The following is a 12,906-nucleotide window of genomic DNA, read 5'->3' as shown; positions in this document are numbered from 1 at the left end:
CGGCTTGACCTGGAGCGCACTTCAACGTCGAGCATGACGGACATGAACCACGCAGACACGCAGCACGCGAACACACACCGCACCCACATGAACGACACGAGCCCCCGGATCGTTCTGGGCACCATGGGCTTCGGCACGCAGGTCGACTCGGACACGTCCTTCGCGATCCTCGACGCCTATGTCGCCGCCGGCGGCGAATGGCTCGACACCGCGAACTGCTACTCCTTCTGGGCCGACCCCAGTGGCGTCGGCGGCGCGAGCGAACGCGTCATAGGCGCCTGGCTCGCGGCCCGCCCCGGCGCCCGCGACGCCGTGAGGATCGCGACCAAGGTGCGGCAGAACCCGCTCGTCCCGCACTCCTGGCCGCAGAGCGCGGAGGGCCTGTCGGCCCGCGCCGTCCACGCGGGTGTGGCGGAGAGCCTCGAACGCCTCGGCGTCGACCACGTCGACCTGCTCTGGGCCCACGCCGAGGACCGCACCGTCCCCCTGGCGGAGACGGTCGGAGCCTTCGGCGAACTGGTCACCAAGGGCGTGGCGTCGCGGGTCGGCGCAGCGAACCACACCGCCTGGCGCGTCGAGCGCGCCCGGACCCTGGCCCGCGAACAGGGAGCGGAGCCGTGGACCTCCCTGCAACTGCGCCACTCCCTCGTCCAGCCGCGCCCGCTCACCCCGCTCGCCGAGGGCGGCCACCGTCTGCTCACCGCCGAGGACCTGGACCTCGCCGAGGCGGAAGGGCTCGACGTGTGGGCGTACAGCTCCCTGCTCTGGGGCTCCTACACGCGTCCGGACAAGCCGTTCCCGGACACGTACGACCACCCCGGCACCGCCAGGGTGCTCGCGGTCCTGGACGAGGTGGCCGACGAGGTCTCCGCGACGAAGAACCAGGTCGTCCTGGCGTGGCTGCTGCACCAGGGCATCGCCCCGATCGTGGGCGTGAGCCGCGTACGACACGTCGAGGAGGCGCTGGCCGCCCGGGACGTCCGGCTCAGCGACGGCCACCTGGCGCGCTTCGCGGCGGCGCGCTAGCGGGGTCCTCCCCGCGGACGCGGGGCAGCCCGGCCGCGTCGCCACCCTCGGCGCCGGCCCCCAGCGCGGCCAGCAGCCGCAGCCCGTCCTCCGCCGGGCTGCCGGGCGCCGCCGACAGCACGATCAGCTCCCGGCCCGGCGCGTCCGTCAGGGAGAAGTTCTCCTGGTGCAACTCCAGCACGCCGACGAGCGGGTGCCGGTACACCTTGCGGCCGTGCGTACGGCAGCGCACGTCGGCACGGGCCCACAGCCGGCGGAAGCGGTCGCTGCCCATCGAGAGCTCCCCGATGAGCGAGGCCAGCCGCGCGTCGTCCGGGTACTTGCCGGCCGCCAGCCGCAGGTGGCCGACCGCGTCCAGGGTGCACTGCTCCCACTCCGCGTACAGACCCCGTTCGGCCTCCTCCAGGAAGAGGTGCCGGGCGGTGTTCATGCCCGGCAGCGCCCGGCCGTACAGCAGCCGCGCCAGTCGGTTGCCCGCGAGGACGTCCATGCGGTGGTCCATGAGCAGCGCGGGAGCGTCGGTGACCAGGTCGAGCACGCGCAGCAGCTCCGGCCGCACCCGTCCGCCGGGCGTCTGCACGCGCCGTCGCCGCTGCCGGGCGAGCCGGTCGAGGTGCTCGCGCTCGGTCTCGTCCAGGCCGAGGACCCGGGCGAGCGCGTCCAGCACCTGCTCCGAGGGCTGGGTCGCACGCCCCTGCTCCAGGCGCACGTAGTAGTCGACACTCACCCCGGACAGGTGCGCGACCTCCTCGCGGCGCAGTCCGGTGACCCGGCGGCGGCTGTCGGCGGAGATGCCGGCCGAGGCCGGGTCGACCCGGGCGCGCCGGGTCCGCAGGAATCCCGCGAGATCGTCCATGGACCCAGTATGGCCACGCCCACCCCGCGCGAGGGTGGCCCTGCCGGTACCAGGAAGTCCCGTCCGACGGAAGCGGCGCCCCTGAACAGCGGGCGCCCGGGCGTCCAGGATCGAACCCATCCGATCCGAAGGAGTGCGGTTCCCATGAAGACGCTCATCGTCCACGCCCACCCCGAGCCGAAATCCCTCAACGGCTCGCTCAAGGACCTCGCGGTCGCGACCCTGGAGAAGGCCGGGCACGAGGTGCGGGTGAGCGACCTGTATGCGATGAACTGGAAGACCACCGTCGACGCGGCGGACTACGGACCCGATGCCTCGGACCCGCTCAAGCCGGCCCGCGACTCCGGCCGCGCCTTCGACGCCGGCACGCTCACCCCGGACGTGCGTGCCGAGCAGGAGAAGCTGCTGTGGGCGGACACCGTCATCTTCCAGTTCCCCCTGTGGTGGTACACGATGCCGGCGATCCTCAAGGGCTGGGTGGACCGCGTGTTCACGTACCACTTCGCGTACGGCGTCGGCGAGCACAGCGACACCAAGTACGGCGAGCGCTACGGTGAGGGCACCCTCGCGGGCCGCCGCGCCCTCCTCTCGGTGACCGTCGGCGGCCTGGAATCCCACTACGCTCCCCGGGGCATCAACGGCCCCATCGACGACCTGCTGTTCCCGATCCAGCACGGCATCCTCCACTACCCCGGTCTGGAGGTGCTGCCGCCGTTCGTCCTGTACGGCGCCGACCGGATGACCGAGGCGGACTATCCGGAGGCGGCCAAGGCATGGCGGGAGCGCCTGCTCACGCTGGAATCGACCGCCCCGGTCCCGTACCGCCGCCAGAACTTCGGCGACTACGAGATCCCGTCCCTGCACCTCAAGGAGGGCCTGGAGCCGGTGGGCCGCACGGGCTTCGGGCTGCACGTGGAGGGCTGACGGCTCGGCCGGCCCAGGCGTCCGTACGGCGTAACGCCGCACGGGTCGTGCTGCGCCGGCGCCCGGAGCCGGGCAACATCGGACCCCCACGTCCGTCACGGGCCGTGTCGCCGGCCCGGCGCGAGGAGGACCCGCCGTGCACATCGATCTCTCCGGCCGTACCGCCCTGGTCACCGGCTCCACCCAGGGCATCGGCGAGGCCATCGCCGTCGGGCTGGCCCGGGCCGGCGCCCATGTCGTCGTGAACGGCCGCGGCCAGGAGCGGGTCGCCGAGGCCGTCCACGCCGTACGAACCGCCTCGGGGAGCGACGAGGTCACCGGCGCGGCGGGCGACCTCGCGACCGAGGACGGCGCCGCGGCCGTCCTGGCGGCCGCACCGGCGGTCGACATCCTGGTCAACAGCCTCGGCGTCTTCGGGTCCGCGGCGCCGTTGGAGATCGAGGACGCGGAGTGGCGCCGTTACTTCGAGGTCAACGTCCTCTCCGCCGTCCGGCTCATCCGCGCCTGTCTGCCGCGGATGAAGGACAACGGCTGGGGGCGCGTCCTCAACATCGCCAGCGACTCGGCCGTGGTCATCCCCGCCGAAATGATCCACTACGGCATGACCAAGACCTCGCTGCTCGCGGTCTCCCGGGGCTTCGCCAAGGAGGCCGCGGGCACCGGCGTGACGGTCAACTCCGTCATCGCGGGACCCACCCGCACCGGCGGCGTCGAGGACTTCGTCCGCGAACTCGTCGGGGACGACCTCCCCTGGGAGGAGGCCCAGCACGAGTTCATGGTCAAGCACCGCCCCCAGTCCCTGCTGCAACGTCTCATCGAGCCCGAGGAGATCGCGCACATGGTCGTCTACCTGGCCTCGCCGTACGGCTCCGCCACCACGGGCGGCGCCCTCCGGGTGGACGGCGGCTACGTCGACTCGATCCTGCCCTGAGGGCCCCGCCCGCACGCGGGCCGGCCGGGCCGGGGTCCGCCCCGTTGACGTGCTCATGGCGCTTCGCTAGCGTCGGAGAGCGTTCTCCTGAGCGTCGGCGGGGTGCCCTCCGTCGCCCCCCACTCGTTCCGGGAGTCCTTCATGACACCTGCGCGCCCCCGGGCGGCCCTTGTCGGTGCCGTTCTGACAACGTTGTCCACACTTTTCGTAGGCACCCTGCCCGCCGCCGCGGCCCCGGAGGCGGCGGTGTGCAACAAATACTGCGACGCGCGGGACCCGGGGCTCAGCCCCCAGGACCGGATCCCCGTCACGGCCGGCGTCGGCTCCCGCACGATCGCCCTCCACTTCGACGACACCGACGCGATGGGCTGGGGCTCCATCGACAACGGCGGGGCCGGCGACCACGTCTGGCTGGACCGGTCCATGGACGGCGGCAGGACCTGGGCGTCGGGCAGCAAGCTGGGCGACACCGCCGTGCCGTCCGGGGGCCGGGGCTGGCGCACCCAGATGTACAACGTGGACGACTGGAACACCCAGGGCGTCGGAGCCCTGCGCGCCTGCGGGCAGCCGGCGGGCGGCGGCACCATCGCGTGCACTCCCTGGGCCCGCACGACCTGGAACGCGGGCAGCAGGAGCACCGCCGCCGCGACCGCCCTCATGATGTCGTACGACCGGTCCACCAAACTCTTCGGCGGCAACGGCTGGTGGACGGCCGCCAACGCGCTGACCGCCGTCATCGACAACATCCGGATCACCGGCATGGGCAGCTACCGGTACGCCATCTCGGACACGTACGAGAAGAACATCAACGCCCAGGGCGGCCGGTTCCGCAACGAATACCTGGACGACACCGGCTGGTGGGGCCTCGCCTGGATCGCCGCCTACGACCTGACGGGGGAGAGCCGCTACCTCGACACCGCGCGCGCCGACGCGGACCACATGTTCGCCAACTGGAACGGCACCTGTGGCGGCGGGGTCCGGTGGAACACCGGAGGCAACTACAAGAACGCCATCACCAACGAGCTCTTCCTCGGCCTCACGGCGGCCCTGCACAACCGCATCCCCGGCGACACCGTGTACCTGGAACGGGCGAAGAACGAGTGGGACTGGTTCCAGCGCAGCGGCATGATCAACGGTGACCGCATGATCAACGACGGCCTCGACGGCAACTGCGCCAACAACGGCCAGCCCACCTGGACCTACAACCAGGGCGTCATCCTGGGCGCGCTCACCGAACTGCACCGCGCCACCGGCGACCAAGCCCTCCTGACCACCGCGCGCGGCCTCGCCGACGCGTCCACCGTGCGGCTCCAGACCGACGGCGTCCTGCGCGAGCCCGGCGAGGGCGACGGCTGCACCGGAGACGGCCCCAGCTTCAAGGGCGCCTATGTGCGCGGCCTCGGCGTCCTCAACCGCACGCTCTCCGACCACCCGTACACCGCACCCCTCACCCGGTGGGCCGACAGCGCCCACGACCGCGACCGCAACGCCCTCGACCAGTACGGCCCGCACTGGAACGGCGGCGGCGGGTCCACCGACTACGGCTGCCAGCAGAGCGCACTCGACCTCCTCAACGCCGCCACCGGCTGACCCTCCGGGGCGCCCGGCACGCGGAATGCCGGGCGCCGTCAACCGTGAGGGAAACACACGGCTGGGTACGATCCCCTGATGAGCGATGCGCATGCGGCCGGAGTGATCCGCGTGGTCGGCGCGGCGACGAACAACCTGAAGGACGTCACCGTCGACGTGCCCAAGAAGGCGCTCACCGTCGTCACGGGGGTGTCCGGCTCGGGCAAGTCGTCGCTGGTGCTGGACACGATCGCGGCCGAAGCCCAGCGACTGGTCAACGACGCCTACCCGACGTTCGTACGCAACCGGCTGCCGCAACTGCCCGCGCCCGAGGTCCAGTCGATGGACGGGCTCACGTTCACGGCGCTGATCGACCAGCGTCGCTTCACCGGCAACGCCCGCTCGGTCGTGGCGACCGCCTGCGACGTCGCACCGCTGATGCGGCTCGTGTTCTCCCGGATCGGCGAGCCCTCCGCCGGCTACACACCCGCGTACTCCTTCAACGACCCCACCGGGATGTGCCCGGAGTGCGAGGGCATCGGCACCGTGGTCGACATCGACCCCGCCGAACTCGTCGACGAGGAGAAGTCGATCAACGAGGGGCCCGTCCGGTTCAGCCTGTTCCGGCGGGGCGGATACCGGTGGAAGCGGTTCGCGTACAGCGGTCTGTTCGACCGGGACAAGCCCCTGAAGGACTACACGGACGAGGAGATGGATCTCTTCCTCCACGCCGAGCAGCTGAAGCCGCCGAAGCCGGACCCGGAGTTCCCGAAGACCGCCCGGTTCGACGGTGTCGTCACCCGTATGCGCGACACCTTCGTCAAGAACCACCCGACGAAGATCTCCGCCCAGGTCCGCGAGGAACTGGACCGCATCACCACCCGCCGCCCCTGCCCGGAGTGCCACGGCGCCCGGCTCAACGAGGCAGCCAGGGCCAGCCTGATCGACGGCCGCTCCCTCGCGGACTGGTCGGCCATGTCCGTCACCCGGTTGCGGGAACTGCTGGAGGACACCCACGACCCGCGCGTCGCGCCCGCACTCGACGGCATCCGGGCCACGCTCGACGCCCTGCGCTCCGTCGGCCTGGGCTACCTCTCCCTGGACCGGACCTCCTCCACCCTCTCCGGCGGCGAGGCCCAGCGCGTGAAGATCGTCCGGCACCTGGGCAGCGCGCTCACCGACGTCACCTATGTGTTCGACGAGCCCTCCGTCGGCCTGCACCCCGTGGACGTCCACCTCCTCACCCATCTGCTGCTCCGGCTGCGGGACGCCGGCAACACCGTGCTCGTCGTCGAGCACCACCGGCAGATGATCGGCATCGCGGACCACGTCATCGACGTCGGCCCGGGCGCCGGGGCGGACGGCGGCCGTGTCGAGTTCGAGGGCACGCCCGACGCGCTGCGCACGAGCGGGACCGTGACCGGGCGGCTGCTCGGGACCCCGCTGGAGGTCGCGTCGACCGCCCGCCCGTGGCGCGGCTCCACCGTCGTCCGAAAAGCCAGGGCCAACAACCTGACGGGCTTCGACATCGAGATCCCCCATGGCGTCCTCACCGCGGTCACCGGGGTCGCCGGCTCCGGCAAGAGCTCCCTCGCCACCCGGGAACTCCCCTCCCAGCACCCCGAGTTCACTGTCGTGGGCCAGGACCCGCTGCGCGGCGGGCAGCGTTCCACCTCGCTGTCCATCCTCGGCGTCGCCGACCACGTCCGGGGTACGTTCGCACGGGCGTCGGGCCTGGACCCGTCCTGGTTCAGCTTCAACTCCAAGGGCGCGTGCCCCGCCTGCCGGGGCAAGGGCCATTTCACCACCGAGCTGGCGTTCCTGGACGACGTCTCCACACCGTGTGACGTCTGCGGGGGCCTGCGCTTCAACGGGACCGCCCTCGGCGTCACGGTCCGTGGCAGCACCATCGCGGACGTGCTCTCCATGGCCGCACACGACCTCGCGGACCGGTTCTCCGACGACCCCCGGATCGTCGCGGCGATGTCCTGGCAGCAACGCGTCGGCCTCGGTTACACCGCCGTCGGCCAGTCCCTCGACACCCTCTCCGGCGGTGAGAAGCAGCGCCTCCTCCTGGCGCGCCACCTCAACGGCGTGGACGACCTGGCCGGCGAGCGGATCGTCCTGGACGAGCCGACCACCGGACTGCACCCCAGCGACGTGGACCGGATCAACGCGCTCTTCGACGACCTCCTGGAGGCCGGTGCCACGCTCGTCGTGGTCGAGCACAACCTCCGCGTCGTCGCCCGCGCCGACCACGTCATCGACATCGGTCCCGGCGCCGGCACCGACGGCGGCCGGGTCGTCTTCACCGGCACCCCCGCCGCCCTGCTCGGCGACGACACCTCGCTGACCGGCCGCGCGCTCCGCCTCGCGTCCGCGCCGGAGACCCGGCCTCGCCGGAGGAAGGCTCGTGGCCGTACGGCAGAGTAGGGGCATGCCGACCTACGCGACCATGCCGTACCACCTGGAGACCGAGCGGCTGATCCTGCGGCCCTGGGCCGCGTCCGACGCCGACCGGTTCAGTGAACTCCTCTCCGAACGCGGCGAGGAGAACTACACGGTGGAGCGCGCCCGCAAGGGCATCGCCGGTCTCCTCGCCGGCACGGAGGACACCGGCATCGCGCTGCTGCCCATCCAGCGCCGCGACGAGGGGGACTTCATCGGCTACTGCGGACTGATCATCGGGCGCTCCACCCCGGAGGAGCCCGAGATCGCCTACGAGCTGTTCCGGCGTGCCCACAACCGGGGTTACGCCACCGAGGCGGCCCGGGCCGTGCTGGGCGCCGCCGCCGCGACCGGGCGGCGGCGGCTCTGGTCGACCGTCCGCTCGTGGAACGCGCCCTCGCTCCGCGTCCTGGAGAAGCTCGACTTCGTACGGGATCACGTCACCTCGGACGAGGACGGCGAGATCGTATGGCTCACCCGGGAGTTGCCGTAGCGCGGCTCACCACCTGCGCCGGTACGCGAACACCCACCTGTTCCCCTCCAGCGCGTCGTTCGGCTCCGGCAGCGGGCCGCGCCCGTGGCGCCGGGTGAACTCGAAGGGAGTGTGCGTCGAGGCGGACCAGCCCCTCGCGGCGAGGCGGCCCGCGGAGTCGGGGCGCGGGCCCTTGTCGAAGAGGTCGAGCAGGTCGATGCCGATCTGTTCGCGCGTCGCCGTGTAGATCGCGCTGTCCCGGTACGCCAGGAGATCCGCCTCCAGTTTCGCCTCGAAGGCCAGGGCGCTGCCCTCGGTGGCCAGCAGGTCCACGCTGTCCACGAGATACGTTTCGGCAGGCCCCGGCAGGTAGAACAGCAGGCCCTCCGCCAGCCAGATGCTCGGAGCGGCCGGGTCGAACCCCGAGGCGGTCAGCGCGCCGACCCAGTCGTCGCGCAGGTCGACCGGGACCAGCACGCGCTTCACCTTCGGCGCGGCCGACACGTCCGTCAGCACCTGGTGCTTGAAGGCCAGCACACCCGCCCGGTCGACCTCGAAGAACACGCAGTCCGACGGCCAGTCCAGCCGGAACGCCCGCGTGTCCAGCCCGGCGCCCAGGAGCACCACCTGGCGGGCCCCCGTGAGCACCGACCGTACGACGAAGTCGTCCAGGACCCTGGTCCGCAGCCCGAAGTAGCGGGCGAACCGGCCCCACAACGCGTTCGCGTCCCCGTCCGGCACCTGGTCGATGCGCACGGGCCACCCGGCGCACGCCGGCGCGGCCCGCACGAAGTGTTCGGCGTAGACGTCGTGGGCCAGGCTGTCCCGACGACGGGTCTCGATGGCGCGGGCGGCGGCCACCAGCAGGGCGGTCAGCCCCACGCCGCCGTCCACGCCTTCCGCCGCCGGCTCCTGGGACGTCGTACCGCGTGCCTCGTTCATCGGCTTCTTCCCTCCGGGATCAGGACGGGTTTGACCACCCGGCCCGCGTCGCAGTCGCGTTCGGCCTCGTTGATGTCGGCCAGGGGATAGGTACGGATCAGCTGGTCGAAGGGGAACCGCCCGGCCCGCCACAGCTCCGTCAGGACGGGGACCAGCAGCGCCGGCACCGCGTCCCCCTCGCAGATGTGGCGGACGCTCCGGCCCCGGTCCAGCGTGCCCGGTTCCAGTGGGAGGGCGGTGTGCAGCCGTGCCACCAGGCCCAGCGTCCCGGTGGGGCGCAGCGCCCGGAGCGCGTCGTTGATCAGCGCGGGCGACGCCGTCGTGTCCAGCGCGTACCGCGCGCCGCCGTCCGTCAGCCGGCGGATGCGGTCCGGCAGCCCGGCCGCGTCGGCGGGCAGCGGGACGGCGCCGAACCGTTCGGCGAGTTCCAGCCGCCGCCGGTGCCGGTCCACCGCCACGACCGGCACCCCGGTCGCCCCCGCCGCCATGACCGCGGCAAGACCCACCGCCCCGGCCCCGAGGACCACCAGCGGGTCGGCCGGACCGGCGCGGAAGGTGTTCAGCACCGCCCCGGCCCCGGTGAGGAAGCCGCAGCCGAGCGGCCCGAGCAGCTCGACGGGAAGCGCGGGGTCGACGCGCACGGCGTTGCGGGCGGACACGAGCGCGTACGCGGCGAACGAGGACTGGCCGAACCACCGGGGCGCCAGCGCCTTCCCGTCCGCGTCGCCGAGCCGGGGCGGCTCCTGCGCACGCCCTCCGAAGAGGTTGAGCGAGGCGAAGGAGTCGCAGTACGCGGGGGCCGCCCCCCGGCAGTTCCGGCAGTGCCCGCACGAGTCGAAGCTCAGCACCACGTGGTCGCCGACGCCGATCTCCGTACCGGGCCCGCCGCCCGCCCCCACGACGACCCCCGCCCCCTCGTGGCCGAGGACCGCCGGCAGCGGACTGCGGCCGGCCGACCTGCGCACCGCCAGGTCGGTCCGGCACATCCCGGCGCCCGCGATCTCCACCAGCAGCTCACCGGCGGCGGGTCCGGTGTGCAGGACGACGTCCTCGACCGCGAACGGTTCCTCGTACGCGCGCAGCACCGCCGCCCGGAATCTCCTGCTCATGGTTCCTCCGGGCGGTGGACGACGAACGGCCGCAGGTTCCCGTACAGCCCCCACGGCCCGCCCGCGACGCCGACCCCGCTGTCCTTGGTCCCGGCGAACGGCTGGGCGAGCGACAGTTCGGCGTGATGGTTGATCCAGGCCGTCCCGCACTCCAGCCGGTCCGCCACCGCCTCCGCCCGGTCGAGATCGGTGCCCCAGACGGAGCCGCCGAGTCCGAAACCCGTGCCGTTGGCCGCGTCGACCGCCTCGTCGAGACTCCGGTACGGCAGCACCGGCAGGACCGGCCCGAACTGCTCCTCCGTCACCACCGCACTTCCGGGCGGCACGTCGGTGAGGACCGTCGGGGCGAAGAAGTGGCCCGGCCCGTCCAGCCGGTGCCCGCCGGCCGCCGCCCGGGCCCCGTCGGCCACCGCCCGCTCGGTGAGCTCCGCCACCCGGGCCAGCTGCGGGGCGTTGTTGACCGGACCGATGCGGGTGTCCGGGTCGAGGCCGCTGCCCACCCTGACGGACTTGGCGCGCTGGGCCAGCGCCTCGACCACGTCCGCGTGCAGCCGGGCGGGGGCGTACACGCGCTTGACGGCCATGCACACCTGCCCGCAGTTGCGGAACGCGGACCAGAACAGCCGGTCCGCGACCGCCTCCACATCGACGTCGTCCAGCAGGACGGCCGCGTCGTTGCCGCCCAGCTCCAGGGTGACCCGGGCGAGGGAGGCCGCCGCCCCCTCGGCGACCGCCCGCCCGGTGGGCACGGAACCCGTGAAGGTGACGTGCCGGATGCCCGGATGCGACGCCAGCCGCGCACCGAGGGGTTCGCGCCCGGTGACGACGGTCAGGACGTCCTCGGGCAGAGCCGCCGCCAGGACGGACCCCAGCAGCCGGGTGGCCAGCGGGGTGTACGGCGACGGTTTGAGGACCATGGTGTTGCCCGCCGCGAGCGCGGGCGCGAACTTCGCCGCCGCCAGTTGCAGCGGGAAGTTCCACGGCACGATCGCGGCGACCGGCCCGACGGGCCGCCAGCGGACCTCGCTGCGCACGGGCCGCCCGTCACTGATCCGCCGCGTCCTCGGGGACAGCTCCGCGAAGTACCGCAGCCGGGCCGCCGTGCGGGCGACCTCCGCACCGGACTCGGCCAGCGGCTTGCCCTGTTCCCGGGTGAGCAGCCGCGCCAGCTCGTCACCGGCGCCCTCCACGGCGTCGGCCGCGCCGAGCAGCGCGCGTGCCCGGGCGGCGGCGTCGGCCCGCCACCCGGACCAGGCCCGGCGGGCCCGGCCGATCACCGCGTCCAGCTCGTCCGGCCGCGTGTCGGGGGCCTCGCCGCAGATCTCCCCGGTGGCCGGGTCGGCCACGGAGAACGACGCGCCCCGGCTTCCGCGTCCCGTCTCGTCCGAAGTGCGCATCCCCGCGGTCAGCCCGCGAGGGTGGCGCCGGTCGCGAGCTCCCGGGCATGCTGGTCCATCTCCGCCCGGAACGCGGCCACCAGATGCGGCTGAATCCTTCCTGCGTTGCGGTCCCCGCCCTCGCAGACCGCCCCGCGCACCCCCACGATGTCCGTGCCGATCCGGGTGAGCGTGGCGAGGTCCGCCTGTTTGACGCTGCCCGCGAGGGCCGCGAGCAGTCCGGAGGCGTGGGCGAGACCGACGAACTCGGCGCAGACGTCCGGCGGCACATGGTCGAACAGCCGGGAGCCGTCCTTGATCGCCGTGTCGAGCATGGCCGCGTCGGCACCGGACCGGGCCGCGATGTCGGGCAGGGCGAGCGGGTTGACGCACCCGATGCGATGCGCGTCGGCGTAACCGGAGGCGACGACCAGCGCCTCGGGACGGTGGTCCTTCACCGCCCGCACGACCGCCCGCATGACGTCGATGCCCTGGTCGGGCGTCGTGCACCCGTAGAGCCCGACCTTGATGTACGTGGCACCCGAGACGACGGCCCCCAGCGCCGCCTGGGCCACCGTGCCGGGCTTGTACGGAACGTCGCCCACGGTCGCGGACACCGGTTTGCCGGCCGGGACCGCCTCCCGGATCTCCCGGATGACCCAGGGGAAGTTGGCACCGAGCGACCCCTCGTCGGGCTTCTTCACGTCGACGATGTCGAGGTACTCCGCGGCCTTCGCACAGTCGACGGCTTCCTCGACGCTGTCCGGAGAGATGAGAAGCAACACCATGGGCTCCTTCCGCCGCAGGGGTGCGGATCACCAGGTTGACCTGCGGTGTGCTCATCATTTCCGTCCCCCACGGGCCCCGGTAGAGCGCGCGGGACCCCCTGGGAGCACGGCGCCCCACCTCGATGCGCCGCACACCCCGGCGCAAGGAAGCACCGTGGGATCATGCGTGGATGAACAGTGATCTGGAAGTGAGCGCGTCCGCGGTCAACGTCTCGATCCCGGCGGAGCTGCGCTGGACCGACACCCGGCGCGGGACGGAGTTCCAACTCACCACCCTCAACATCCGGCTCCTGCCCGACGGCCACCTGGCCGCCAAGGCGTACGGCCGCCCGGTGGCGGGCGGACGGGGCGCGTACGTCTCGTTCCCGGTGCCGGACCGGCCCGAACTGGCGGCCCTGATCGCCGAAGGGGCCAACCGTGCCGGCGCGCTGTGGACCGCCCATCGCGGTCTGGGCTGAGCCCGGC

The 12,906-nt window shown here is 72.9% G+C and carries 11 protein-coding genes and 1 pseudogene; 7 read left to right on the top strand and 5 right to left on the bottom strand.

The window, feature by feature from the left end; all coding sequences use genetic code 11:
• Positions 1 to 87: 87 nt before the first annotated feature.
• Positions 88 to 1,026, top strand: a complete 939-nt coding sequence (locus tag ACFUJY_RS18290) for an aldo/keto reductase (protein ID WP_383301032.1) — start codon at positions 88 to 90, stop codon at positions 1,024 to 1,026.
• Here the strand turns inward: ACFUJY_RS18290 and ACFUJY_RS18285 are convergent.
• Complete coding sequence (locus ACFUJY_RS18285) at positions 986 to 1,882, bottom strand: helix-turn-helix transcriptional regulator (RefSeq protein ID WP_383300369.1); 897 nt, start codon at positions 1,880 to 1,882, stop codon at positions 986 to 988. The genes ACFUJY_RS18290 and ACFUJY_RS18285 overlap by 41 nt on opposite strands.
• A gap of 144 nt (positions 1,883 to 2,026) precedes the next feature.
• Between ACFUJY_RS18285 and ACFUJY_RS18280 the strand changes: the two genes are divergently transcribed.
• The 5 genes and pseudogenes from ACFUJY_RS18280 (at position 2,027) to ACFUJY_RS18260 (ending at position 8,247) form a co-directional block, all read left to right on the top strand.
• Entirely contained in the window at positions 2,027 to 2,806 is a 780-nt protein-coding gene (locus ACFUJY_RS18280; protein WP_383300367.1) for an NAD(P)H-dependent oxidoreductase, read from the top strand.
• A 136-nt stretch (positions 2,807 to 2,942) separates the two neighbouring features.
• Entirely contained in the window at positions 2,943 to 3,737 is a 795-nt protein-coding gene (locus ACFUJY_RS18275; RefSeq protein WP_383300364.1) for an SDR family NAD(P)-dependent oxidoreductase, read from the top strand.
• Between the two features lie 141 nt (positions 3,738 to 3,878).
• Complete coding sequence (locus tag ACFUJY_RS18270) at positions 3,879 to 5,327, top strand: glycoside hydrolase family 76 protein (RefSeq protein ID WP_383300361.1); 1,449 nt, start codon at positions 3,879 to 3,881, stop codon at positions 5,325 to 5,327.
• 1,554 nt (positions 5,328 to 6,881) lie between these two features.
• A pseudogene (locus ACFUJY_RS18265) lies at positions 6,882 to 7,739 on the top strand (excinuclease ABC subunit UvrA); the annotation flags it as partial.
• Positions 7,740 to 7,743: 4 nt separating this feature from the next.
• Entirely contained in the window at positions 7,744 to 8,247 is a 504-nt protein-coding gene (locus ACFUJY_RS18260; RefSeq protein WP_383300358.1) for a GNAT family N-acetyltransferase, read from the top strand.
• Between the two features lie 6 nt (positions 8,248 to 8,253).
• Here the strand turns inward: ACFUJY_RS18260 and ACFUJY_RS18255 are convergent, their stop codons facing one another.
• From ACFUJY_RS18255 to ACFUJY_RS18240, 4 genes are read right to left on the bottom strand one after another with little or no spacing between them, the layout of a single operon-like run.
• Positions 8,254 to 9,168, bottom strand: a complete 915-nt coding sequence (locus ACFUJY_RS18255) for an SAM-dependent methyltransferase (RefSeq protein WP_383300355.1) — start codon at positions 9,166 to 9,168, stop codon at positions 8,254 to 8,256.
• Positions 9,165 to 10,277 (bottom strand): NAD(P)-dependent alcohol dehydrogenase, encoded by a 1,113-nt coding sequence (locus ACFUJY_RS18250; RefSeq protein WP_383300352.1) that lies wholly within the window; start codon positions 10,275 to 10,277, stop codon positions 9,165 to 9,167. Before ACFUJY_RS18250 ends, ACFUJY_RS18255 begins: the two co-directional genes overlap by 4 nt.
• Complete coding sequence (locus tag ACFUJY_RS18245; RefSeq protein ID WP_383300351.1) at positions 10,274 to 11,674, bottom strand: aldehyde dehydrogenase family protein; 1,401 nt, start codon at positions 11,672 to 11,674, stop codon at positions 10,274 to 10,276. Before ACFUJY_RS18245 ends, ACFUJY_RS18250 begins: the two co-directional genes overlap by 4 nt.
• An 8-nt stretch (positions 11,675 to 11,682) precedes the next feature.
• Positions 11,683 to 12,438 carry a (5-formylfuran-3-yl)methyl phosphate synthase gene (locus tag ACFUJY_RS18240; RefSeq protein WP_383301030.1) on the bottom strand — a complete coding sequence of 252 codons (756 nt, stop codon included), beginning with the start codon at positions 12,436 to 12,438 and terminating at the stop codon, positions 11,683 to 11,685.
• 173 nt (positions 12,439 to 12,611) lie between these two features.
• Here ACFUJY_RS18240 and ACFUJY_RS18235 point away from each other — a divergent pair, with 173 nt between their 5' ends.
• Positions 12,612 to 12,899, top strand: coding sequence for a hypothetical protein (locus tag ACFUJY_RS18235; RefSeq protein ID WP_383300349.1), 288 nt, complete (start codon positions 12,612 to 12,614; stop codon positions 12,897 to 12,899).
• Positions 12,900 to 12,906 lie beyond the last annotated feature (7 nt).

It is taken from the genome of Streptomyces sp. NPDC057249, from assembly GCF_042669245.1.
Taxonomy (GTDB): domain Bacteria; phylum Actinomycetota; class Actinomycetes; order Streptomycetales; family Streptomycetaceae; genus Streptomyces.
This window is presented reverse-complemented; position numbering and strand designations above follow the sequence as displayed.

What these genes read in the sequence shown, in the direction of transcription:
- ACFUJY_RS18290 (WP_383301032.1), top strand. Translation starts at nt 88, where the DNA reads ATGAACGACACGAGCCCCCGGATCGTTCTGGGCACCATGGGCTTCGGC.
- ACFUJY_RS18285 (WP_383300369.1), bottom strand. Translation starts at nt 1,882, where the DNA reads ATGGACGATCTCGCGGGATTCCTGCGGACCCGGCGCGCCCGGGTCGAC.
- ACFUJY_RS18280 (WP_383300367.1), top strand. Translation starts at nt 2,027, where the DNA reads ATGAAGACGCTCATCGTCCACGCCCACCCCGAGCCGAAATCCCTCAAC.
- ACFUJY_RS18270 (WP_383300361.1), top strand. Translation starts at nt 3,879, where the DNA reads ATGACACCTGCGCGCCCCCGGGCGGCCCTTGTCGGTGCCGTTCTGACA.
- ACFUJY_RS18260 (WP_383300358.1), top strand. Translation starts at nt 7,744, where the DNA reads ATGCCGACCTACGCGACCATGCCGTACCACCTGGAGACCGAGCGGCTG.
- ACFUJY_RS18255 (WP_383300355.1), bottom strand. Translation starts at nt 9,168, where the DNA reads ATGAACGAGGCACGCGGTACGACGTCCCAGGAGCCGGCGGCGGAAGGC.
- ACFUJY_RS18250 (WP_383300352.1), bottom strand. Translation starts at nt 10,277, where the DNA reads ATGAGCAGGAGATTCCGGGCGGCGGTGCTGCGCGCGTACGAGGAACCG.
- ACFUJY_RS18245 (WP_383300351.1), bottom strand. Translation starts at nt 11,674, where the DNA reads ATGCGCACTTCGGACGAGACGGGACGCGGAAGCCGGGGCGCGTCGTTC.
- ACFUJY_RS18235 (WP_383300349.1), top strand. Translation starts at nt 12,612, where the DNA reads ATGAACAGTGATCTGGAAGTGAGCGCGTCCGCGGTCAACGTCTCGATC.